The following is a 24062-nucleotide window of genomic DNA, read 5'->3' as shown; positions in this document are numbered from 1 at the left end:
ACGCATTATAACAATGATTCTTCATTAACAATTAGTGAGGCACAGTGTTAATCTAAAACGCTGAGTTTTAATTCAAAATAAGCAAACAAGGTAGAATAACGATGTCTAACGATGCAATTGTAATTATCAACGGTGCTCGTACGCCAATGGGTAGCTTTCAAGGCGCTCTAAAAGACGTTAGTGCTACAGATTTAGGCGCTGCTGCAATCAAAGCGGCTGTTGAGCGTTCAGGCGTGAGCACTGATAGTGTTGACGAAGTCATTATGGGTTGTATCTTGACCGCTGGTTTAGGTCAAGGCCCTGCTCGTCAAGCGATGCGTAAAGCAGGCTTGCCTGATGCGACTGGTGCAGTCACAATTAATAAGCTTTGTGGTTCAGGTCTAAAAGCCGTTATGCAAGCGCATGATGGTATTAAAGCTGGCAGCTTCAATGTCGCTGTCGCTGGTGGTATGGAGTCGATGACCAATGCACCTTATATCATGCCAGGATCACGTGGCGGATACCGTATGGGTCACAAAGAAGTTAAAGACCATATGTTTTTAGACGGCTTAGAAGATGCAGAAACTGGTCGCCTAATGGGTCAGTTTGCACAAGAAATGGCTGACGAAAAAGGCTATACGCGTGAGCAAATGGACGAGTTTGCTATCGAATCACTAAACCGTGCATTGACTGCTATCAAAGACGGGCATTTCAAAAACGAGATTGAGCCGGTCACTTTTGAGACTCGTAAAGGCGAACAGACGGTTGAGAATGACGAAGAACCAGGTCTTGCAAACGCTGAGCGTATTCCTACGTTACGTCCTGCCTTTGCTAAAGAAGGTACTATCACTGCCGCTAATGCCAGCTCAATCTCAGACGGTGCAGCTGCAGTCGTTATGATGAAAGAGTCACAAGCGAAGTCTGAAGGTTTAGATTACCAAGCTCGTATCATTGCTACTGCTTCTAACTCACGTCATCCAAGTGAATTTACGATTGCCCCGATTGGTGCTATCGAAAAAGTATTGGCTAATGCAGATTGGACAGTAGAAGATGTCGATCTTTGGGAAATCAACGAAGCTTTTGCTATGGTCACGATGGCGACTATGGATGCGTTAAATATCGATCATGCTAAAGTCAATATCGAAGGTGGTGCTTGTGCACTAGGTCACCCTGTAGGGTGTTCAGGCGCGCGTATTTTAGTAACGCTTATCAACTCGTTACAGCGTACTGGCGGCAAGAAAGGCATTGCAACCTTATGTATCGGTGGCGGTGAAGCAGTAGCTGTAGCTATCGAATTGGCTTAGTCATTAGCTTAAATCGTTAGTCGCTCAACTCATAAGATTGTTAGAGAGTTTAAATTAGAAATGTCAGATAATTTTAATAAATAACTTTAACAACTTATATAAGTTATATATTTTAGCTTTAACGTCCAAATCACCGCATTGTCAGCGCACAGTGCGGTTTTTTTGTGCCTAAAAACTAGCAAACGTGTAGCAAATACTTATCAGTGTAAAAACGCGTTAACTTATACCCAATCGATGTTATGGCACTTACAGCCTATTACACGCAATTACGTCAGTCGAACACTTTGCTACCTTGTTCATATATCTCAAAGAAAATCACGGTGTTACGATAATTACAAGTTGATTGAGCAACTGCGCAATAGAAAATCATTGCCTCCTTACAGTAATTTGCTGCAAATAATGAAACAAGGTAAAAGCCAGTTCATTATTAATACTTCAACGACAGATTTATAATCGGCGTTATTTGTTAACGCCATTGTTTTATATTTTATTCTAATTACAAATAACTATTTACTCATAAAAAAGGAAGACAATAATGAGCCAACTAATTCGCTTACAAGACATCCAAGCTACTCACCGTGACCTTATTGGTGATGACTATTATGACCCAACAGGCAAAACTGCCTATGGCGTCAACGAAGAAAAAATCGGTAAAATTGACGGTGCATTAGTAGAAGATACTACTGGTCGTATCCGTTATCTAATAGTCGATGCAGGCGGCTGGTTTAGCTCAAAAGAAGTTTTAGTACCAGCAGGTTTAGCGCGTATCGTTGGTGATGACGTTTTCTTTGATAGTCTAACTAAGTCACAAGTTGATGCCATGGAAGAGTATGACCATGACTATCAGTATAGCTACAAAGAGCAGTATGAAAGAGATCGTCAAGCATTTGTCGCTGACTCCATTCCTGCTGAAGAGCGTATGGAAGTTGCCGATCACGCTTACAACGCACCGAATACTTTAGAGCTACTAGAAGAGCGTCTATCGGTAAATAAAGACCGTATCGTCGCAGGTCTAGTAAGAGTCGGTAAGCATGTTGTGACTGAAGAGCGTAACGTTGAAGTAGATCTCGAAGAAGAACACGCCAATATCCAACGTACCAACGTGGATCGTCCAACAGAACGCCGTATCGGTGATGTCAACGGTAATGAAACTATCGAAGTTGAGCTAGAAGCTGAACGTGCTCGCGTCAGTAAAGAAACTTACGTTACAGAGGAAGTAAACGTGGGTAAAACGACTCAACATCGTACTGAAACTATCGTTGAGACTATCCAACGTGAAGAGCTAGATATTGACAACGATGGCAACGTGGTTGACCGTGAAGGCAATATCGTAGACCGTGATGGTATCACTGCTGAAGACGTACGTAGCGCACGTGGCATGTAATATTCTGCTCTATCGTTTATCTTAATATGATATAGGATAGCTACGATAAGGTAGCGTGAATATATAGCATAGCTAAGGGTAAAAACTTAGCAGATTAAGGTCAGAGTTTGTCTCTGGCCTTTTTTGCTTTTTACGTCAAAAGATTATCTTGATATAAATCCTATTTAAGATAAATTTATAGATTTAGTTATTGAAAAGGCTATGATAAAGATAATGTAAGACAGATATTCTGTTCTACATTAGCTACAAGTTGTACATTAGTTATCAATAGCTTCATTCTACTCAACAAAACGATTTTAAATAATAAGGGAGATAACTATGAATGCTGACTACAATAAAGCGGGCTACAATATAGATAGTATGAATGAGAATGCCAGTCAAAAGCTGGATGCAGCATCGCCATCAGCAACTACAGCAAAAATAGAAGACCATGCTGCTGAAAATAAATTACCAGCACCTCATGACTCAGTAGATAGCGTTACCATGCTAAATGCTACTTCAGATAATTCTATTAATAACTTAGATACTAATCACCTAGATACTGATAACCTAAATGCTAATAACTTAGATATTAACAACCAAAATGCCGTTAATCATCATCTAGAGCTGCTAGAAGAGCGTCCTGTCGTTAATAAGGAACGCTTGGATGTTGGTAAAGTAACAGTGACTAAGCATACTCGTACTAAGACGATTGAAGTACCAATTGAGCTAGTAGAAGAGTACGTCACTATTCGTACCGAATATAATGACGCAGAAAGCCAAGATCTGCTCTCAGGTAGTTACGATGAGAAAGACATCTTACGTCATGTTGAGCCATCATTAGACAGTAAAGCAGTAGTCACTATTAATGGTAAGCAAATAGAAGTGGGCGATGAGCCTGTTGAAATCGTTTTGTCACGCCAAGTTGCGACTATTACTAAAGATACTTATGCTATTCAAGAAATTGAAGTCAATAAAACCACGCATACGCATACAGATAGCATTCAGGTTGAGTTAAAACATGAAGAGCTAGACGTAATAGAAGAAGGGTTTTTGGAACATGAAGCATCACGTGTCCATAAGAAATAAGCTCGTTTTTAGCAAAAGATAGCCACAAAAAAAGCAACGCGAACGTTGCTTTTTTTGTGGCTGAAGAAATGACTTGGTATCAATCTTAACCTATTTAATCTCATTTATTTATTCGTCTTACACTCGTAAGTGTTCACCTTAGATTCGTCCGCGCCTGCTGTACGTATTACACCTGTTTCACGCTCTTCATGAGCGACGCGCCACTGGGTAAAGCCTTCACCACCATCCATAGCTGAGGCGACTTCGAATACTTCAGGGTTGCTGCCTTCATTGGTTTGCGCCAATGTGACTGTACCCTTATCTGTACCAATGACTACTTGGTTAGTTTCGTCTTTATAAGTCGCTTCGACTTTTAGCTCAGGTGAGCATAAGTAAGTCATCTGCGTCAAACCAGTATTAACATTGGCAACCGTATCATCCTCTACTTCATTGAGCGATGCATCATCAGTTTCTACCACGGTATCACTAGGATCAGCTGGATCAGCTGACATCGGCACTGACTCTTCAGCATTGATACTGTCCTCTAGGCTCGGCTCTGGCTCTTGCTGCTGCTGGCAAGCACTGATAGTAATGGCACTGGCAAGTAAACCAGTCATAAATGCGGTAGTACGCAATTGTTTTAATTGTCCTAGATTCATTATTATCTCCCAGATTTATATGTTAAATACTATACCGTGTCCGTATATGCGCGCCTATGCTGAATTTGTAAACAATAACGGCAAAATACTAAAGTTTTAGCTATGTAGCCAATCAATATTCGTAAAAATACCTATAGCTGCTAACAGCTATAGGTATTTGAGGTAATCATTCACCTAAAAAATATAAGTGTTAGATTTTACCGTGACATTGTTTGTATTTTAAACTAGAACCACAAGGACAAGGCGCATTACGACTGATATTCATACCTGCATAAGGGTTCGGCTCAGCATCAATAGCAGTATTATCATCGCCATTAACACTCACATTAGCGCCTGCAGCCGCTACGCCACTACCAAGATTCACACGCATCTGACTCTGGTTATTACTGCTGCGTTCGCTTTGATTTTGAGGACGCGGTGCTGGTTGTGGCTCACCTGACAAGTTATCGACATCACTATGCTCGAACTGCATTTGCATACGTTCAGCATCTGCACGTTGCTGTGCTTCTAGGGCCTCTAACTCTTCTTTGGTCGGGATATGCACGCGCGATAAATCTTGTACTGTCTCTGACTTAATAGCACCTAGCATCATTTGGAATAATTCAAACGACTCACGCTTATATTCTTGCTCAGGGTTCTTCTGTGCATAGCCGCGCAAATGAATACCTTTACGTAGCTGATCCATCTGTGTTAAATGCTCTTTCCAATGCTTATCGAGACTTTGGAGCATAAAATGACGTTCAAGCTGCGCGGCGCTTTGCTCGCCCATCTGCTCACGGCGACCATGATAATGCGCAAGCGCAGTCTCAATAATTTTTGCACGTAAGCCTTCTTCATCAAGGCGACGGTCTTCATCGAGCCAATCATTGAGTGGCATATAGAGCTTGAACTCTTCTTCGAGCTCATCTTCTAACCCATCAATATTCCATTGATCATCAACAGAACCTGGCGGGATAAACTGACTAATCATGGCATTATAGACTTCATGATGCATCACTTCGATGGCCTCTAACAAGTCCATATCAGCAAGTAAATCATCACGCTGACCATAGATAACTTTACGCTGCTCATTGGCCACGTCATCATACTTCAGCAGGTTTTTACGAGCATCAAAATCGCGACTCTCAACTTTACCTTGCGCGTTTTCAATCGATTTTGATACCATCTTGTGCTCGATAGCTTCGTCTTCTTTAAGACCCATAGCGCGCATCATATTAACCACGCGATCACCTGCGAAAATACGCATAAGATCATCTTCGAGCGATAAGAAAAAGCGCGACATCCCAGGGTCACCTTGACGACCTGCACGACCACGGAGCTGGTTATCAATACGGCGGGATTCATGGCGCTCAGAGCCAACGATATGCAAACCACCAGCCGCCACCACTTGATCGTGCTTGACTTGCCATTGCGCTTTTAGACGCTGCATTTCTTCCGGACTAACCGAGTCAATATCTTCAATAAATGACTGCCAGTTACCGCCCAAGATAATATCGGTACCACGGCCTGCCATGTTCGTCGCGATAGTAACGGCTTTTGGACTACCCGCCTGCGCGATGATTTCGGCTTCACGCTCATGCTGCTTAGCGTTTAGGACGTTATGCTTAACACCTTCTTGATCCAGCAAATAAGACAATTCTTCACTAGCTTCAATCGTCGCGGTACCCACTAGAACTGGAGCGCCTTTTTCTTGAATCTCTTTAATTTCGCGAATAATGCCTTTATATTTGCCTAATTTGGTTAAGAAAATCTGATCATCCATATCAACCCGTGCAATGGGCTTATGGGTCGGAATCACAATCACATCTAAATCGTAAGTCGACTTAAACTCTGCCGCTTCAGTATCAGCAGTACCAGTCATACCTGACAGCTTATCGTACAGACGGAAGAAGTTCTGGAAAGTGGTGGTCGCAAGCGTTTGGTTTTCTGCTTGAATCTCAACGTTTTCTTTGGCTTCTACCGCTTGATGCAAGCCTTCTGACCAACGACGACCTGGCATCGTACGACCCGTATTTTCATCAACGATGACCACTTCGCCATCATCGACGATATAATGAACGTTTTTGACAAAAATATGGTGGGCACGAATAGCCGCTTGTACGTGAGCTAATAATGGCAAACGACTTGGGCTATATAGGCTTTCATTTTCACCAAGCTCGCCTACTTCAATTAAGAAGCTTTCGATTTTCTCGTAGCCTTTTTCACTGATTTCGATTTGACGGTTTTTCTCATCAATCCAAAAATCTTCTTCTTCGTTATTCTTATTGGCTTCTTCATCTTTTGAGCGTATTAGCACTGGAATAATGGTATTAATCAGTGCATACATCCGCGATGAATCTTCGGCTTGACCCGAAATGATCAATGGCGTACGTGCCTCATCGATTAAAATAGAGTCAATTTCATCAATAATACAGAAGTTTAGCGGACGCTGCTTTTTTTCAGCTAGGCTAAAGACCATGTTATCGCGTAGATAATCAAAGCCGTATTCGTTGTTGGTACCGTAGGTAATATCCGCTTGATAAGCATCAACTTTTTCTTGTGCTGGCTGCTGCGAGTAAATCACCCCAACCGTCAATCCCAAGAAGTTAAATAGTGGACGGTTTAAGTCCGCATCACGAGCGGCCAAATAATCGTTGACCGTGACCACGTGGACGCCTTTACTGCTAACCGCATTCAGATAAATAGCCAAGGTCGCCATCAAGGTTTTACCCTCGCCGGTCTTCATCTCAGCGATTTTGCCTTCGTGCAAGGTGATACCACCGATTAGCTGCACATCATAGTGACGCATGCCTGTGATACGTAAGGAGGCTTCGCGGCAGACGGCAAACGCTTCTGGCAATAGCGCCTCTAAGCTTTCGCCTTTTTGAAAGCGCGCTTTGAACTCTTCTGTTTTTTGTTGTAGTTGTTCATCAGACAGGGCTTGCACGCCAGCCTCTTGGGCATTAATCTTGGTGACCACTTTGCGCATACGCTTAAGTTCACGGTCGTTTTTGGTGCCAACTACACTGCCTACAATCTTTGATAACATAATTTTTTAACCTATGGAAATATTCGATAATTAGCACGGATAGCACGGAGAGTTAAAGCCCAGCCTGAGCCCTATCATCACCTGACATCACTCCCTAACTAAGTATCACCCAATAAAGTGTGTCGTCATTATATATGGTTATGACGCTGATGGATACAAGGGCAATAGGCAGATATTTGCCTACGCCGAAACGCGACAGGTCATGTTAAAATAGGGTTTATTTTCCATCACCTCTCGCTATTTAGATACTATAGTCAGTGCAAAATAAAAGAGGTATCTATACTGCTGGTATCAATTTTCCTCGCTTGCTGTGCGCTTTGCCAGACATAGGCTTCGTAACCTATATTTTGAAAGCAAGCATTCCAGCAGCACTGCGCTTTTTTTAAGTTGAATCTACTACACTTATGATGAACTCAAAGCTATATATAGTGAATTACTATTCTCAATTTTGTATAAACATCAAAGACTAGATTTGAAAAGTTGTAAAAATAGAGTCTAGCGTTCTTTACCCAAATGCTATGAAAACATATCTGTTAGTTTTATCAGCAATATTTAAGCCAAACCATATAAGAGATCATGCATGACTGTTAAACCGTCTGATGTAAACCACGCTTCTACTGAAATCTTGACCATAGGCGACGCTGTCTACGATTTGGCCCATCATACGCCGATGATGGTGCAATACCTGACCATGAAGGCACGCTATCCAAACGCATTATTGCTATATCGGATGGGCGACTTTTATGAGCTGTTTTTTGATGATGCCAAGCGGGCGGCGCAGATATTGGATATTACCCTTACCCGCCGTGGTAACGATAAAGCAGGCAATACTATTGCGATGGCAGGCGTACCGTTTCATGCCGCTGATAGCTATATGGCACGGCTGATTGCGACTGGGCAAACGGTAGTGGTTTGTGAACAAATTGATGAATCAGCCGATAGTAATAATTATCCAAGCATCGGTGAAAAAAGTAAAAAAGATCACTCGCTGCAAGGTAGCGCTAAAGGCATTAGTAAAACCAATACTAAAACAGGTACTAAAGCTAAGCCGCCCACTATCATGCGCCGCGAAGTGGTTAAGACCCTGACCGCTGGGACGATAACCGATGATGCATTAATCGCGCCCAATCATACGCCTACTGTTGTCGCTATCGACATCGCTATTCCCACCTCAAGAGCGAAAAACAACAGCAAGCAGCCGTTACAAGCGGCAGTTAGTCAAATGGACTTAGCGGCAGGTACACTTACCACACAAACGCTAAACGTAGATAGCAGTATAAGCTCTGAAAATAAAAGCTCTGAGAGTACAAATAGCGATGTAGAAAACTTGCAAGCGCAAATGCTGACCGTTTTGGCACGCTTTGCGCCTAGTGAATGTATCGTCAGTGAAGCTATCAGTGAGGATTGGCTACTATGGTTACGTCGCCATCTGGACTGCCCTATTATAGAAGTAGCGGCCAATGACTTTCACCGTGAGCATGCAGCTGCAACCCTTTGCCAGCAGTTTGAAGTACAACGCCTTGACGGTTTGGGTATCAGCGATGCGCCACTGAGTCAGTCTAGCTGTGCGGCGCTGATTCATTACGCAAGGCAGACGCAGCAACGTCATGTGCCACAAGTTAACCAACTTATCGTTGAATACAGTGACGACTATCTAATTATAGATGCTAATAGCCAGCAGAATCTAGAGCTATTTAGCCCTGTTAGTGCTAATGGAACGTCACTGATATCGGTCCTTAATCATTGCAAAACCCCAATGGGTCGACGCTTATTAGTACAGCAAATGAAGCGTCCATTACGCCAGCATGTGCGTATCAATCAGCGTTTGGATGCGATAGCTAGTCTGCTAGCGGTAAATAAGGAACAAAACAATTCATCTGATATACACGCTACCTTCATCACCCATTTACGTGACACTCTAAACGCCATTGGTGATATTGAGCGTATTAGTAGTCGTATCGGGCTGATGAGCGCCAAGCCTCGTGACTTGCGCAAGCTTGCTGACGGTATTGCTAGTAGCAATCAGTTGACTACCCTATTGACCGAGTCTGGTATCAATTCTGAGCACGCTGGTTTACTACCGATGCTTATGCAGCACTTGCCTGCCCAGTTACCGGCGGTACAAGCGGTCGCCGACCTTATTGAGCGCGCCATTATCTTAGAGCCTCCTGCCCATATCCGTGACGGTGGTATGCTCGCCGCTGGTTATGATGAAGACCTCGATCGCTTAACCCATCTGCATGACAATATCCAAGCGACGCTTGACGAGATGGCGGAGCGTACGCGGCAAGCGCATCAACTGCCAAGTTTAAAAGTCGGCTTTAATAAAGTCAGTGGTTTCTATTTTGAGCTTCCTAAGATGCAGGCTAAAAATGCGCCCAGTCACTTTATCCGTCGCCAAACGCTCAAAAATGCTGAGCGCTTTATCACTGATGAATTAAAAGAAGTCGAAACCGAATATCTTAGCGCGCAAACGTTAGCACTGGCACGAGAAAAGCAGCTTTATCAGCAATTACTTACCACTCTCGGAACTCACTTGACTGCGCTACAACAGTTGAGTGCGGCTATCGCCCAAATAGATGTCCTTAGCAATTGGGCACAGCTAGCCGTTACGCATCATTGGCAACGTCCAGTCATGCATAATGGCTTAGCAAATAACGATATAAATAATACAGATGGGGGAAAAAATAATGACGTCCAGCAGAATCAACTTAATTTTGAAAGCCCTGTTCAAAGCTACTCTGAAAACCAGCCTCAAAGCCAACTGTCAAATCAAGCGCAAAACCAGACCAGTATTGATATCAAAAAAGGTCGTCATGTCGTTGTTGAAGCTGCCTTAAATCCGGTCAATGCTAATAATAGAAATAGTAACAGTCATAGTAATAACAGAAACGTTAATACTGAGCATCTTAGCCACTTCGTTGCCAATAACTGCGAGCTTGGCAGCTCTGAGCATCCTGAACGATTATTAATCATTACTGGCCCTAATATGGGTGGCAAATCTACCTATATGCGCCAGACTGCGTTGATTGTTCTACTTGCTCATTGCGGTAGCTTTGTGCCAGCTGAACACGCCTATATCGGTGATATCGACCGTATTTTTACCCGTATTGGCTCAGCCGATGATTTGGCTGGTGGTAAATCAACCTTTATGGTGGAGATGATTGAGACCGCCAATATTTTGAACTTGGCTACCAATAAATCCTTAGTGCTCATGGATGAAGTTGGACGCGGTACAGCTACCACGGATGGACTTGCTATTGCGCACGCCTGTGTCAATCGACTGCTAGAGATTGGCTGCCTGACTTTATTTGCCACTCATTATTTTGAGCTGACTCAGCTAGCAAATAACCAGTTAGCGGACAACTATGATAGAAAACGCCAAAATAAACAGAATGGTATTCGTAACGTCCATGTCGCGGCAAGCGATGTCGATGGGCAACTGCTATTGCTACATCAAATACGCGAAGGTGCAGCAAGCTCTAGCTTTGGACTGCACGTTGCCAAAATGGCAGGCATTCCAACCCAAGTGCTTAACGATGCCAAACGCTATCTTATTGACAATTTAACCACTGAGCAGACAAAAACCATTGATGACAAAAATGAATTAGCTAAGTCGGCAAACGATAAAGGCCAGCCAGTCGATAGCAGTCATATAACGGAGACGAATGTAAAAGCCAATGCTCAAGCAAGCTACTCAACCGATAATACACAACAAAAACAAATGCTTAGCTTACATGATAAACTTATGAATATTGATCCTGACAGTCTAACACCCAAGCAAGCACACGATTTGCTCTATAATCTTAAACAACTCATTAGTTGTTAAAGGGAATTGTTAAATAAGCCTAAAAGCGTTAAAATACGCCTTATTTTTCACTTATTCTATTTAGCCATAAACAGGTAGACAGCACTATGACCTTTGTCGTTACAGATAACTGCATCCTTTGCAAACACACCGACTGTGTGGAAGTCTGCCCTGTGGACTGCTTCTACGAAGGGCCAAACTTCCTCGTCATCGATCCCGATGAATGCATTGACTGCGCGCTATGTGAGCCTGAATGCCCTGCCAATGCGATCTTCTCTGAAGATGAAGTACCGAAAGGGCAAGAGATTTTCACGCAGCTGAATGAAGAGCTGGCACAAAAATGGCCCAACATTACTGAGATGAAAGACAGTTTGCCAGACGCTGAAAAGTGGGATGGTGTAGAAGGTAAGATTCAGTATTTAGAGAAGTAAATCGCTTTACTAGATAATTACTCTTAACGATAATAGAGGCTGTGGCTTTTTGCCCAGCCTTTTTATTTATTATTTAAAAGCTTTTAAGTGAGTAATTAAATGCAACTTGTCGATAAGCAGCATATTATTGATTATGTCTCAGTTGAATTTAGCATAGCTGACAGTAAAACTTTGCAGAATATTCACCAAGGTGGTTTAAATAATACTAAAGGTCGTGATTATGAAAACTATTTTCAGCTCCATAAAGCTTTTGAAATAGCTGCTCTTGATGACTGCGATTTCGATAAGCAAATACTAGGTATGCAAGTCATTGGCTTTGTTGATGATATTTGCCATATTGATGCTAATCAACAAGTTAAATATAACTATCAAGCCAAAAACTCATCCGGCTCTGCTGCTGACTGGACTGTGGATTTCAGTGACCGATGTAGGAAGCAGAGATTAATTGATTACAATTGCTTTAAAATCAAAAAAACTAAAAATTACTTACTTGTCTCTAAAGAAAATAAAGTAATAGAAAACTTAAAAAAGATACCTGATGATTTGAAAGATTTAGATACTTGTTATTATTTTGAATACCATATGACACTAGTTGAGCTTATTCTTAAGACTCCGTTGTCAGGTTACATAAAAAAGCTTATCAATAGCAATAGTAACTCCGATGTAGACTACGCTGCAAAACTGATCTTAGGTGTCTTGCAAGCCAATAAATATAAATCTGTAGCAGATATATTTTCTCAAGCTCAGTCAGATGCTTACCCAAATCCATTTATTAAATTTCGCTCTGCGCCTAAGATAGATAGTATTCCGCTATGGCTACAACAAATTCTAACAAATTCTTCTCATCATCTCGCGTATCGTTTAGAATATAACAAACTGACGATAACGTTAAGACATGATTTTGTTGTCAGTGTTAATATTGATTCAATCAACGAAGTATCCCTTGAGCAAGCAGGTAAAATAAAAAGTGTGCAAGATTTGGTAAGGCTATTTATGACTATTGCTGCTCAAGACCTTGAAAAAAAATTAAGCTCTTCTAATGGTGGAGAGGTATAAGATGACTCTAAATAATCGTACGTATACTAGCTTAGCGACGCCACAGGCCAAACGTCATTTGCAAGGTTTGCTGGATAGCGTTAATGACACTACTGCTTACCGCGAGCATATGGTAGCGTTGGGTAAACTGTTGGCAGCTACTGTTACCCTTTCACTGTCTCAAAAGGATAATGCTGATACTCTTATTATCTCTACCGCTGAAGATGCTGACTTTTTGCAGTGTGGTGTTTCCAAAGAGTTATACAATCGAGGGTTGAGCAGTAAGCTTGCGGTATTTTGGAACCATCATTACCAGCTTACAGATCATTCTAGTGTGGCGCCAATTGTCCATAAATTCATTCAATCAGGATATGAGTCTGCGACGGACATCATCATTGTTAAATCCATCATGTCAGGTAGTTGTGTGGTGCGTACTAATTTGATTGAGATGTTAGACAATATACAAAATATCGATAATATATTTATATTGGCACCTGTTGCTCATCAACAATCAGAAGAAAAGCTAAGAGCTGAATTTCCTTTGAGCATATCTCAGAAATTTAAGTTTATATGTTTTGCTATAGACGAAAAGCGCGATAATACAGGAGAAGTTATACCCGGTATCGGCGGGCAGGTTTATGAGCTACTTGGGCTGAAAGATCAACCCGTATTGACGGCTTATATGCCACACGTAGTAGAAAAATTGGCTTTTGCTGATATTTAGTAGGCTTTATTAGGATAGTAAACACTTAAAACCATTTAACGGTATCATACGGTTAGATGGTTTTTTATTGTTTCAATTTCTGCCGTTATAGAGTGCGCCCCGCGCACCATTTATCAGCCTTCTAATCACAGGTAGATCTCAATATGACCTTTGTCGTTACAGATAATTGCATTCTTTGTAAATACACCGACTGTGTGGAGGTCTGCCCTGTAGACTGCTTCTACGAAGGGCCAAACTTCCTCGTCATCGATCCCGATGAGTGCATTGACTGCGCACTATGCGAGCCTGAATGCCCTGCCAATGCAATCTTCTCGGAAGATGAAGTACCAAAGGGGCAAGAGATTTTCACGCCGCTAAATGAAGATCTGTCACAAAAATGGCCGAACATCACTGAGATGAAAGGCCCGTTACCAGACGCTAAAAAGTGGGATGGTGTAGAAGGTAAGATTCAGTATTTAGAGAAGTAACTGACTAAAAGAATTTTGTATTATCTAACGAAAAACCGCTTAATGGCAATATGCTATTAGGTGGTTTCTTATTGTCTGAATTCACTGACAGGCCTGTGGTAAATAAGCTTTAGGTATCCCTGCTGATGGCGTGCATTGCCACGAACCATCAGCACTACGATCAAGACTAAGGCTCTGATTAGATAAATAGTTTAGATTTTGAATATGGCAAATGACTGCGTTAGGCGTAGTTGCGTTTATGTTTGGTGCTGTCACGCCAAACTGACAATACTTAGTTTGTGCTGGCATGTTAAGACCGCTTGGAGAAAAGCCTGTTACTCCTGCGCCTTCATTCAATAATATCTGGTATGGTAGCTTGAAATGACTCAGCTCCTGATAGATAGAGATTAGTTGTGTTTGTCTAACTCTTATCTGATAGCCAGTAGTAGCTATCGCTGTCAAAATACCAATTATAGCAATGACGAACACTAACTCTATTAGAGTAAATCCAGATTGGGTAGTAACATTTCGATTTGGATTCGACAGCATATTGGTAGTAAGACCTTCATATAATAGGCTACTAATGCATACTTCATATCATTAAGACTTTTGGGAATAAAAAAAGCCAAACATGACGTTTGGCTTTTTTTATTATGAGTCAAGCTGAATCAGCTTACTCATATAATGTTTTATGAAATTGCAGTTATTGCTGTAGTACTTATTGAACAAGCTTTTCCTACAAACTTAGCTTCTGCATCTGTTAAACATGTCCAAGTACCATCAGCATCACGTGATAATTGTACTATCTTGTCCTTAATACCTGGGTTACCATTAGCAAACTTAAGCTGTATCTTACCAGCACCAGCATCAGTAGCATCTTTTGCAATTTTAGTTGTACCAATAGTAGAAGTTACAATACCTAAATCTGCTGGAGTTTGACCAGCAACTACTGGATCTGCATCTAGATCTTCTTCAGTTGTACCATCTGGAAATGCACCATTACTTAAAACATAATCTTCTAAACCAGTTTTGTTTGATGATATAGTTGCTACTGCCGCTGCTACGTTTGAACGGCCTACATAATTCTGATACTGAGGAATAGCAATCGCTGCTAGAATACCGATGATTGCAACAACGATCATTAGCTCGATTAGGGTAAAACCTTTCTGTGTAGTAGCGTTCATAAGAACTCCTTTAGATAATATAATGACAGCAAAGCCAATTCTTAGTTAGGCGTAGATACCTGCCGTTAGTGATACAAAATGAACGCTAGGATATAGCGCTTATCGTCTTGATAAGATTGTTGCAGGTACTGTGCCAACTTTTTAAAGGAATAGATTATTAAATTGAGTGTCTTAGATTTGTCATATCTACATACATAACGAACGGTTATATTTAGCAGATGAACGGTATAAACCATTCATTTTATTTCTAAATTGGATGAAATATAAACAAGAAGTAATTTTAAAAAAATAAATGGTATGCCGATGTGAAGTATGAATGGTTGATTTATAGCAATTAACTAACGATAACAATTTTCGTCATAACGCTATTGTTGCTACATTATTACTGAAAATTGTCACTCTAAATAAAGCGTAGAAATTGCTGATTTTGAAGGCTGACATTTTTCGTCAGCATTGTTTGAAGGGGTGTTGCGAGAATGGCTTAGACAATGCAATTAAGCTCTAGTTCCATTCTTTGCCAATGCCACATGTTGTTGCTCGACATTTGACCCCTTGATGATTGAGAGTAAGTACGCCATCGCTTACCATTTGTTGACCTGCCATCGGCGTTGCTGTAATAGTCCATTTTTCAGTGAGCGGATTAGGTGTAAAAGTAACTGTATACAGAGCACCCTGGATAGGATAACTACCGCCTAAACCTGCTGTCAAGGTATTACTATACTTGCCTTGTGCCAGCTTACGACTTTCAATCTGTGAAGCAATATTTTGCATTTCAGTCATCATATCCACACGCTTGGTCTTTATTACATATTGCTGATAGCTAGGATAAGCAATAGCAGCCAATATACCGATGATAGCGACGACGACCATCAGCTCCATAAGGGTAAAGCCTTTATCGCGTTTCATTTTACTTTGCATTACCAGCTCTCCGAATAGGAGCCACAACTGCTAGATGCTAACTTCACGCTAGTATCGCTATTCTTGGTTTTACATTGCAAGCCACTGCTACTTAATAATATTTTGCTGGCGGTAGCGTAGTTACTACTAGGCACTGCCATCATTTTCCAAGATCGACCAACGACATTACTCACGTTACCACCAGTCTCTACATTCACAAGACTTTTGGTGGTATCTGTTCCATCAACTAGACTAATCTTGTAACGATAGTTGCTGGCATTACTATTCTTTGGCAGATAAATGGTTGTGTTGTCAGTTTCATCAAACCCATATGTCATATCTCCATCCTTATTTACGCTTTTTTTGGGTACAAAGCCTTTATAGGTCAGAGCGGAGGCTCGCCAGCGGCTAAGCTCTATCTCTAGCCGCTTCATTTGAGACTGCGCTTCTAGCTCTGCATTGCGTATGACATATTGACGATAAGAGGGCATGGCAATCGCTGCTAATATAGCAATAATCATCACGACTATCATCAACTCAATCAGCGTAAAGCCTTGATTATGAGAGCTGCGAGTGCGACTATCAACAGGTAGGATATACTTATTATTCATAATCGTTTTATCCTAGTCAGAAGACTTTCGATACCAACTCTGAGTATCTAGTACATAGCCACTTGTATTACCAAATATGCCTGCCGATCCCATACCACCTGTATCAGAAGGTCTGCCACTTCCATTGACACTATGAGGTAAAACGTCAGGTACTGTATCTATAAAACTTCTATCACCGTAGCCACTACGGTTTTGATCAACAACCTGTTCTGAGAATGTCTGGTTGCCTATTAGCACTTGAACATTGGTAAAGTCTTTACTAAAAGCGCCCAACGACAGCTCTTGTATCCCTTTACCGGCCCGTACAAACCCACCTGTACCGTTTTTAGAGGTATCTGCCTCACAGATCCCCCACGGGAGACAATACAGTTGACGCTCTGAGCCGCCGACTACTTGAGCAGAACAGGTATTGACGGTAGTGTCATACTGCATCTCAGGGCTATAAGCGGTCATATAGTAGACACCACCCATTGCTAAGCCTGTACCCATACTTTTGACATGCTTGATATTTGAATAACCGTCAAAATAGGTCAATGGGTAGCTCCATCCTTGAAACACCCCACTTTGCATTGCTGCTATCACGCCAGACTTAGTCTTTGCTACTCCTGGAGTCACACCAATAGGTGTTGTTACCTTGTCAAAAGGTAGTGACGCTAATTTATCTAGCGTCAACTCATTCGCTACTAAGGTAATCTTGTCGCCATACAAGTTTTGATCGACGATATCTCTGTCTAAAATGCCAAAGACTCGGTTAGCTTCTAATAAGCTATTGCGATGTCGTGATAATGGACTGCTACGATCACCTGAGGCGATATTTACAACGGCGATTCGCTGTCCATTAGTACCATCAGGCTGAAAGAAGCTCACTGAAGGTTGAACATAGAATCGATACTGCAAGCCTTTGGTAGCCAAAAGCTTTGATGTAGCGTCACTGGTACTATCTCCGCTAGTATTGAGCACTCTAGTAACGCGGCGCACAAAGGTATTGAGACCTGCGGTTGAGCTCAAGCTTTGACCATTCTGCAAGTCTACGCGGTACACTTGTCCACCTAAATCACCAAAATATAAATGGTCAATTAATCCATCGTTGTCACGATCTAGCGTCGTAATCTCACTTACGATACTATGCTTCATGGATGACACACTGACGTTTTTGCCGCCTGCAGTTGCTCCTGAAATAGAGGCAATCAGCACTCCTGTATCCGCATCGGCAATATATACCGCGTTGCCTTTTGCTTGAGCAATACTGCTACAGCCACTGATATTGTTTATGGTTGAATTCAGTCTAAAGGTAGGGTCTTCATAGCACTTATCATAACCACCACCAAAGATAATGACGTTTTTGATCGCATCGCTACCAGTGCCGACTTTAATCTTACCGACGACAGGCTTTGCCATCGTCATACCTATACGGCTATAACCACTTGTTGTCTCATTAATGGTAAATAGTTTTGTTGGATCAGTGATAGTACTCACGTCCAATCCGTATAGACCTACCCCACCTTTGCTCAATCCGCCATATACTTTCATGCTACTTGCTGATACTTCACCACTACCATCAGTAGCAAACGTATATTTGTACTCGCCTGCAGATGTCCACGGTGCATCAACACCAAATACTGGTGGCCGTATCGTCGCATCCGTATTTACAGCCGCATCTTTGAGGGCTTTTGCTTGGCTTTTTATCAGAGCTTTTGGGACAAAAGCAAGGTCCTCTTCACCTGTTTCGGATTTTGCTAAATGCAATGCGCCTTCCATAGAGCCAAACATGACATAATCATCACGGTCACTAGCGTCGGTGGAGATTTGACCAGCATCAGCGTCTATAGTGCCATCACCGTCAGAGTCTTTTTCAGGTGAGTTAATATCGCCCCCATAGCTCACTAGGGTAGGTTGTGAATGCAGTACACCGCCCAATACTTTGACATCACCACTGGGAGTAGTGATAAGTTTTGCAAGCTCAACTTCTTGGTCACTTGCATCCTTTACTTTCTTAATTAGGTTTGCGTCGATATTTATATCGTAGCCTAAAAAGCTTAATAGATATAATTTTTCTTCAGCACCATAACTGCTATCTAAGTCTTCAAATCCTACTAACTTACCAGCGGTCACCGCTACTTTCTTTAAACCAGCGTTATTCTCGACATAGACGGCACGAGTGGTATTACTAGCTGCTGTTGGTGACTTAAGACGCGCATAAAAGCCACCTGCGGTAATACGATTATTGATATTAATCGTGTTACCATTTTCATCAACGCCTTGATAGTTTTTAGTACTCCATAGATCTCGAACGTTTGGGTTTAGATCTGTAGGAAATCTCTTTCCTGTCGTATCTATACCATCTTTATCCCTATTTTCTTTATTCTTTTTATTTTGATCAATATTGACGTATAAGCGCGTGTTAGCAGTGGTTCCTGTCGCTGACTTACCGTACAGTGTACCTTGATTGACCTCGTACTTTTTTAAATTACCAGGCCATACTAGCGAATTACTCCCTACTTTTGGCTCAAGCATCGGTAAATAAGCATAGGGTTGGATATTTTGCGTGCTTAGTGGATCTTGAGGAATGGTAATCGTCCCAGAAGGTATACTGGCTAACTCGTTGTCAAGTTTGGTAACGAAAGACAACACGCTATTGACAATATCTTTGGAGTCTTTGGCATAATAAAAGCCGCCCTCACCAAAACCGCCTACGCCAGGATATCCTGCAAAACCTGTCTTATCGTCACTTGACTCCATACCTAGATTACATGAGTTCTGTGCGTCTTTATTCGTTAGTAGGTCACAGCGATAGTACTTTTTCTCATAAGGTGTACCATCGGATAAGGTTGATTGTATTGATTGATAGTTACTAGCATTGTTAAAGACATTGAAACTACTACCAAAACCTACCATAGCGGTTTTGATACCTTTAGTATCTAATTTCTTGGCATAATCCCCAATACAGTCCCACCTTGCCTCACCCCCACTAGCAGTATCTGTATTGTTCATTAAACCACTACATTGAAAGCTGTTATCATTTAGTGTTGATTGCATTATATACTGGGTGTAAGATGCGCCATTGTTAGGCTCACCATCTGTTAACATGTATATACCAGTGCCGGCACATTGTGAGCTTTCAGGCTTGATATAGTTGGTATCATTACGGATAACGCCATCATTGGCAGTATCTAAAAAACCACTATAAGTTGAAGTGCCAGCAGCTGTAGAGCTACCCAATACATAAGCGCCAGCTTCTGCAAGAGCTCTCGCAATAGGTGTGCCCCCATAGGGGTCTAAACCAGCAACATACTTTCTTATATTGTCTTTTTGCCCATCTTTTAAAGGTTTGGCAGCGACACCGATCTTTCCATACCTCCCATTATTATGACCATAAGATCCCGCGCCAGCACTGATATTGTCACCCATTTTTGGGTTGCGTAGCAGTTTAAATACAGCGGCTTTTAGCGCACTCATTCTATCTAGTCGCCAGTTGGTTGGCACATCGCCTGCAGCGGTTTCAAGCACCGTACGAGCATCTAGAACGCTGGTGTCTATACAATAAGTAATATCATATCTTTCACCATCGTCAAGACGGGTCTGACTAATAAAATTCTCTTTAAAATCTGTAGGGTAAGACCCTCTATTTAGTGCACTTTGTACAGTATCTTTGCTGTCATTACTATAATAACAAGCCTTACCGTTTTTGCCCGTTAGATTAGGCGTATGGTAGGAATAAGTTACGTTCGTGGGCTCAATGACAGTAGTTTTGACCTCTTCCTCTTTAGTACATTTACCCTTGTTGTTGTATCTAGTACAAACAACCTCTGTCCTTGTTACTTCTCTATTTTCTACTACAACGTAATTCCCTCGTTTATAATCAAGGCTACCATAATCCTCCCACAAGCTATCAATACGTGTTCTGCCTTGGGTAAAGTTACCCATACTACCCGACTTATCTAGCATTAGCATAACCGTGGGCTGAATCTCACCAGTAGGCGGCTGATAGATTGATAAATCTCCCAAGGTGTTATAACTTGCAACACCTCTGGTATCGTAACTAACCGCTGCATCAGTAGTAGTCGTGACTGACATACTAATTGCAGATAATGCGAGCGCTAGCGTAGAGACTTTGAACATTGCCTGAGGAGTACATTGCTGCACTAATAATAAGTTAAGCTTTTTCATGTTGTACTCCTTGGAGTGTAAATATTAATACAAGACAGCATTATGTTTAATCTACTCAATCTTTTGAACTTGATGCGCTGGCTGCTTTAGGTGCGCCAGATGCTGTCACGCTCAACATTTTTTGACAAGCTGTGCTGAATGCGTTGCTAGCAGCACCTTTGCCATAGTCTAAGCATTTTTCGGATGTCAATATATTCTCGAGCTTCACATCTTCTACTAGTGTTGTTGCAGGGGCGCCGATACGTGCTAAGCACTGGTTTAATGTCTCATCATAATATTTTATAATATCGTTATCGTCTTCATCTTTTGCCGCGTAGCCGAAGTCAGCAGCGTTTTGATTCGGTTTTTTCAGACACTTCAAGATTTCGCTTTCTTTTGCTTGAGTCAGTCCTGGCAAAAACGAGGTACTAAATAGACGAAAATTAGGTGAACTACTGTTGGTGTTATTAGTTTGTATTGATACCTCTAACGGTACAAATTCGAAAGGTTGTGCCGTTACCATGCCGCTACTAGGCCTAGTAATAGCCACTTGAGTCATGACATTGTTGCGAGCACTACTAAAATCTTCCGCTTTACTGACACGACAGAAGCCTCCTGAGCTTGAAGCACCTGTTGTCAGCTTGCTACCGCCACTTGGGTCAATTACAGTGGCTTCATTCATTCTAAAAAAATAGGAGGCACGTGGACGATAGCAAAAAACAATTTGATCACCGCGATTTTCCTCTGCACCTATATTCATAAAATAGCCAAACATACCAGCTGAGCTAAGCGCAAGATTCTTTTGGATCACTGCCTCATTGTCGGTTATGTCTATATTGACAAGCTGCTCAATACTTTTATTGGTATTATCTGCTGTAGTAAGCAGTAAAGTTTCTGCTTGTTCACTCGTCGCAAGTTTTAAGTCTGTAGTACTGTTTCTAACCGCTATTGAGCCTGCTGAAATAATTAAGACTAAAAATAACAACACGACGATCAAGGCAGCGCCTTGCTGTCCGGTGGGCATAGATGAGAGATTTTTCATAATATTCCACCTTGTTATGAGTTTTTTTGTCTTGCATTTCGTAAAGCAATTTCATTTTGGAAAACGAAGCGTAAGTACTTTTTTTCTACATCTGTTGCATCAGTTTTAAGTTCGATGTCTTTATCCAAAACAGAAAACTCATTAGACAGCTCTGATGTCTGAACTATGTTATTAGAACGTATGATTCCACCCACCTTTACTGAGATAACATCAGGTTTGTCTACCGATTCAGTGTATTGCTTGACAGTGTAATAACGAATTTCGTCAGCCTCGTTTGTTCCTAGCAAAACATCAAAGTAGTCCATATTTTGAATCACTACTCCACCTTTTTCTCCAAAGTCTCTTATCAGGTTCTTAGCTGTTAGTACTGTAGAGGGCTTGTCCGCTTTACCTTGCTCTACATAATCATCCATATCTTCAGTGATATATCTGCCAGCATCGCAATATAGGGATAGCTGATTGGGTTTAGAGGTGTTTTGAGCATTTAAATAGTAACGCTCTATAATAATTTGACCGCCAATGATTTTTTTGACTTTGTTAATATTTACCTGTCTTGGACCCAAAGCCGGATTACCTTCGCAGTCAAACATGTCCTGCGGTGCTCTGAACTGTATAGTCAACTGTCCGCTTGGTTGGTTTGTCGCTGTCATAGCTGACCATTGATTACCTGCACCCCTGTTCGTTGTCACATCACCTGTATTAGTCAGTAATGCAAGAGGGATATCTTTATTGCCATTCAATTTTATATTCTTTAAATTACCTGTTTGAGTCAAAACTATTCCTGCTCCCTCGTTGGTATCATTAATAGTGTCTGCAAGACCCAAATTTGCAAGTCGAACATGATCTTCTAATACAGGTATGCCAAATACATTGGAATCTATAATGCTTGAACCTGCTTCTTGCAGCGTTACTGATCTGACGTTAGCTATATAGACTTGCATCACTGCTGCTGATATTAATAATCCCAAAACTAATGAGATCATCAACTCTATCAAGGTAAAACCTTGTTGTGTCATGAGTAGCCGTTTAATAGGCTTTTGAGATGAGGGGCCATGTAAAATAAACATTAATAAGCCTCCATGATAAAACATGAGGCACCTGGTTTATAAGTTCCATTGGCATCTGTACAGGAGTATTTCTCGTCATTCATAGTTGGTTTAGTCTGACTCCACGCAGCAATGATACACTGACGTTCATTCATATCGCTGGTGTCTGTACAGACCTCCATATTCAACGCAATATCTTTTTCACAAGCTGAGTTAAGAATCATCCCAACATTGTGGTTGACCGCTTCATCTATACTACAGTTGCCTGCATTGCAATCGGGTGCGGCAGCACTATAAGCTTTAACATCTTCGCAGTAGGCGCTTATAACATAATCACTATCAGCTTTTTTACTAACCTTATAAACCTTGTTTACTTGCTCTCTATAAATCGGACCGCTATTGGGTAATATCCGCATACTTTCCGATAAAGCTTTCATTGTAGATATTGATCGAGTACGCATAAGGCTTTCATCAGTAGCTTTTATGGCATTCATTTGCATAGCACTGAATCCTAGTACAGCCACTGTCAATAACAACAACGCCACCATAACTTCGATTAATCCAACACCTTTCTGAGACACTTGTGTTTTCATCAACAACTCCCAGTATTTGTAGTATTGATATTAGCGATACTACTAAGACTTACCTGTCTAGGAGTTTCATTAGTAGAAGCGCTGTCACAAATGGTATAGGTAACATTGGCACCGCCGAACATTACTTTGTTGGGTTGAAAGGTAACAGCAGTGACACTAGCAGGCACAATGATTTGATTGACAATACTTTGACTATGAACGTTATAAGTAGAAAGAGGATTACTACCATCCAATACAGTAACTGTCTTAGGGTTGGCATTAGCGTTATATAGAACGGTAATATTTTGACGACGTATGATACTTTCAGCTTTCGCTTCTTTTAACGCATTTTCTATCGTTGAAGCTGTCGACTTCACCCGTTGGTTGGCTAACTGATTACTGATGTTAGGGGCAGCGATACTGACGATAATGGCAAGCACAGCGATAGTCACCATTAGCTCAATCAGAGTAAACCCTGCGCTGGTTGCTGGTCGTTGGCATGATGAGCTATACAAAGATGCGTTCACATCAATATCCTATTAATAACAGCTAAAAATTTATCAAGGCATAAGAAACGAGCATAAATGTATCTCATCTTTTGCTGATTCTTCAGAGATTTGTTGCAATATTCATTCCATTGCATTTATTAAACAATATTCAGCGTGTCCCTATAGACGATACGTCTTGTAGGGAGTTTTTAATGGGATAAAATATATAAA

19 protein-coding genes are annotated in these 24062 nt (G+C 41.4%); 8 read left to right on the top strand and 11 right to left on the bottom strand.

What is annotated here, in order from left to right:
- Positions 1–101 precede the first annotated feature (101 nt).
- The 3 genes from AK825_RS01640 (at position 102) to AK825_RS01630 (ending at position 3735) form a co-directional block, all read left to right on the top strand.
- Positions 102–1283: a thiolase family protein gene (locus AK825_RS01640; protein WP_068034174.1), complete on the top strand. Its 1182-nt coding sequence runs from the start codon at positions 102–104 to the stop codon at positions 1281–1283.
- 535 nt (positions 1284–1818) lie between these two features.
- The gene (locus AK825_RS01635) at positions 1819–2667 is read left to right on the top strand and encodes a PRC and DUF2382 domain-containing protein (RefSeq protein ID WP_068034172.1); all 849 of its coding nucleotides are present in this window, start codon (positions 1819–1821) and stop codon (positions 2665–2667) included.
- A gap of 318 nt (positions 2668–2985) precedes the next feature.
- Positions 2986–3735, top strand: coding sequence for a YsnF/AvaK domain-containing protein (locus tag AK825_RS01630; protein WP_227514098.1), 750 nt, complete (start codon positions 2986–2988; stop codon positions 3733–3735).
- 104 nt (positions 3736–3839) lie between these two features.
- On the opposite strand, the gene AK825_RS01625 is transcribed toward AK825_RS01630, so the two are convergent.
- Positions 3840–4373 (bottom strand): hypothetical protein, encoded by a 534-nt coding sequence (locus AK825_RS01625; RefSeq protein WP_068034169.1) that lies wholly within the window; start codon positions 4371–4373, stop codon positions 3840–3842.
- 190 nt (positions 4374–4563) lie between these two features.
- The gene (gene secA, locus AK825_RS01620) at positions 4564–7401 is read right to left on the bottom strand and encodes a preprotein translocase subunit SecA (RefSeq protein WP_068034167.1); all 2838 of its coding nucleotides are present in this window, start codon (positions 7399–7401) and stop codon (positions 4564–4566) included.
- A gap of 580 nt (positions 7402–7981) precedes the next feature.
- Between secA and mutS the strand changes: the two genes are divergently transcribed.
- From mutS to fdxA (AK825_RS01595), 5 genes are all read left to right on the top strand, one after another.
- On the top strand, positions 7982–11230 hold the full coding sequence (mutS, locus tag AK825_RS01615) for a DNA mismatch repair protein MutS (protein ID WP_068034165.1): 3249 nt from the start codon (positions 7982–7984) through the stop codon (positions 11228–11230).
- An 86-nt stretch (positions 11231–11316) separates the two neighbouring features.
- Positions 11317–11640 (top strand): ferredoxin FdxA, encoded by a 324-nt coding sequence (fdxA, locus tag AK825_RS01610; protein ID WP_068034163.1) that lies wholly within the window; start codon positions 11317–11319, stop codon positions 11638–11640.
- Between the two features lie 99 nt (positions 11641–11739).
- The gene (locus tag AK825_RS01605) at positions 11740–12696 is read left to right on the top strand and encodes a hypothetical protein (RefSeq protein ID WP_068034161.1); all 957 of its coding nucleotides are present in this window, start codon (positions 11740–11742) and stop codon (positions 12694–12696) included.
- A gap of 1 nt (position 12697) precedes the next feature.
- Positions 12698–13399, top strand: coding sequence for a hypothetical protein (locus AK825_RS01600; protein WP_068034159.1), 702 nt, complete (start codon positions 12698–12700; stop codon positions 13397–13399).
- Positions 13400–13542: 143 nt separating this feature from the next.
- Positions 13543–13866 (top strand): ferredoxin FdxA, encoded by a 324-nt coding sequence (gene fdxA / locus AK825_RS01595; protein ID WP_068034157.1) that lies wholly within the window; start codon positions 13543–13545, stop codon positions 13864–13866.
- An 81-nt stretch (positions 13867–13947) separates the two neighbouring features.
- Here the strand turns inward: fdxA (AK825_RS01595) and AK825_RS01590 are convergent, their stop codons facing one another.
- From AK825_RS01590 to AK825_RS01550, 9 genes are all read right to left on the bottom strand, one after another.
- Positions 13948–14394 (bottom strand): pilin, encoded by a 447-nt coding sequence (locus AK825_RS01590; protein ID WP_068034155.1) that lies wholly within the window; start codon positions 14392–14394, stop codon positions 13948–13950.
- 140 nt (positions 14395–14534) lie between these two features.
- Positions 14535–15029, bottom strand: coding sequence for a pilin (locus AK825_RS01585; RefSeq protein ID WP_068034153.1), 495 nt, complete (start codon positions 15027–15029; stop codon positions 14535–14537).
- Positions 15030–15530: 501 nt separating this feature from the next.
- Positions 15531–15947 carry a type IV pilin protein gene (locus AK825_RS01580; RefSeq protein WP_068034151.1) on the bottom strand — a complete coding sequence of 139 codons (417 nt, stop codon included), beginning with the start codon at positions 15945–15947 and terminating at the stop codon, positions 15531–15533.
- Positions 15947–16537 (bottom strand): prepilin-type N-terminal cleavage/methylation domain-containing protein, encoded by a 591-nt coding sequence (locus AK825_RS15005; RefSeq protein ID WP_068034149.1) that lies wholly within the window; start codon positions 16535–16537, stop codon positions 15947–15949. The genes AK825_RS01580 and AK825_RS15005 overlap by 1 nt, the downstream gene beginning before the upstream one ends.
- 12 nt (positions 16538–16549) lie before the next feature.
- A complete protein-coding gene (locus AK825_RS01570) occupies positions 16550–20704 on the bottom strand; it encodes a PilC/PilY family type IV pilus protein (protein WP_068034147.1) in 4155 nt (1384 codons plus the stop codon).
- A gap of 55 nt (positions 20705–20759) precedes the next feature.
- Positions 20760–21725: a hypothetical protein gene (locus AK825_RS01565; protein WP_068034145.1), complete on the bottom strand. Its 966-nt coding sequence runs from the start codon at positions 21723–21725 to the stop codon at positions 20760–20762.
- 14 nt (positions 21726–21739) lie between these two features.
- Positions 21740–22792 (bottom strand): PilW family protein, encoded by a 1053-nt coding sequence (locus tag AK825_RS01560; RefSeq protein ID WP_068034143.1) that lies wholly within the window; start codon positions 22790–22792, stop codon positions 21740–21742.
- A complete protein-coding gene (locus tag AK825_RS01555) occupies positions 22792–23364 on the bottom strand; it encodes a hypothetical protein (RefSeq protein ID WP_068034141.1) in 573 nt (190 codons plus the stop codon). Before AK825_RS01555 ends, AK825_RS01560 begins: the two co-directional genes overlap by 1 nt.
- Entirely contained in the window at positions 23364–23870 is a 507-nt protein-coding gene (locus tag AK825_RS01550; protein WP_227514097.1) for a GspH/FimT family pseudopilin, read from the bottom strand. Before AK825_RS01550 ends, AK825_RS01555 begins: the two co-directional genes overlap by 1 nt.
- Positions 23871–24062 lie beyond the last annotated feature (192 nt).

It is taken from the genome of Psychrobacter sp. P11G5, from assembly GCF_001593305.1.
Taxonomy (GTDB): Bacteria; Pseudomonadota; Gammaproteobacteria; order Pseudomonadales; family Moraxellaceae; genus Psychrobacter.
This window is presented reverse-complemented; position numbering and strand designations above follow the sequence as displayed.

What these genes read in the sequence shown, in the direction of transcription:
- AK825_RS01640 (WP_068034174.1), top strand. Translation starts at nt 102, where the DNA reads ATGTCTAACGATGCAATTGTAATTATCAACGGTGCTCGTACGCCAATG.
- AK825_RS01635 (WP_068034172.1), top strand. Translation starts at nt 1,819, where the DNA reads ATGAGCCAACTAATTCGCTTACAAGACATCCAAGCTACTCACCGTGAC.
- AK825_RS01630 (WP_227514098.1), top strand. Translation starts at nt 2,986, where the DNA reads ATGAATGCTGACTACAATAAAGCGGGCTACAATATAGATAGTATGAAT.
- AK825_RS01625 (WP_068034169.1), bottom strand. Translation starts at nt 4,373, where the DNA reads ATGAATCTAGGACAATTAAAACAATTGCGTACTACCGCATTTATGACT.
- secA (WP_068034167.1), bottom strand. Translation starts at nt 7,401, where the DNA reads ATGTTATCAAAGATTGTAGGCAGTGTAGTTGGCACCAAAAACGACCGT.
- mutS (WP_068034165.1), top strand. Translation starts at nt 7,982, where the DNA reads ATGACTGTTAAACCGTCTGATGTAAACCACGCTTCTACTGAAATCTTG.
- fdxA (WP_068034163.1), top strand. Translation starts at nt 11,317, where the DNA reads ATGACCTTTGTCGTTACAGATAACTGCATCCTTTGCAAACACACCGAC.
- AK825_RS01605 (WP_068034161.1), top strand. Translation starts at nt 11,740, where the DNA reads ATGCAACTTGTCGATAAGCAGCATATTATTGATTATGTCTCAGTTGAA.
- AK825_RS01600 (WP_068034159.1), top strand. Translation starts at nt 12,698, where the DNA reads ATGACTCTAAATAATCGTACGTATACTAGCTTAGCGACGCCACAGGCC.
- fdxA (WP_068034157.1), top strand. Translation starts at nt 13,543, where the DNA reads ATGACCTTTGTCGTTACAGATAATTGCATTCTTTGTAAATACACCGAC.
- AK825_RS01590 (WP_068034155.1), bottom strand. Translation starts at nt 14,394, where the DNA reads ATGCTGTCGAATCCAAATCGAAATGTTACTACCCAATCTGGATTTACT.
- AK825_RS01585 (WP_068034153.1), bottom strand. Translation starts at nt 15,029, where the DNA reads ATGAACGCTACTACACAGAAAGGTTTTACCCTAATCGAGCTAATGATC.
- AK825_RS01580 (WP_068034151.1), bottom strand. Translation starts at nt 15,947, where the DNA reads ATGCAAAGTAAAATGAAACGCGATAAAGGCTTTACCCTTATGGAGCTG.
- AK825_RS15005 (WP_068034149.1), bottom strand. Translation starts at nt 16,537, where the DNA reads ATGAATAATAAGTATATCCTACCTGTTGATAGTCGCACTCGCAGCTCT.
- AK825_RS01570 (WP_068034147.1), bottom strand. Translation starts at nt 20,704, where the DNA reads ATGAAAAAGCTTAACTTATTATTAGTGCAGCAATGTACTCCTCAGGCA.
- AK825_RS01565 (WP_068034145.1), bottom strand. Translation starts at nt 21,725, where the DNA reads ATGAAAAATCTCTCATCTATGCCCACCGGACAGCAAGGCGCTGCCTTG.
- AK825_RS01560 (WP_068034143.1), bottom strand. Translation starts at nt 22,792, where the DNA reads ATGTTTATTTTACATGGCCCCTCATCTCAAAAGCCTATTAAACGGCTA.
- AK825_RS01555 (WP_068034141.1), bottom strand. Translation starts at nt 23,364, where the DNA reads ATGAAAACACAAGTGTCTCAGAAAGGTGTTGGATTAATCGAAGTTATG.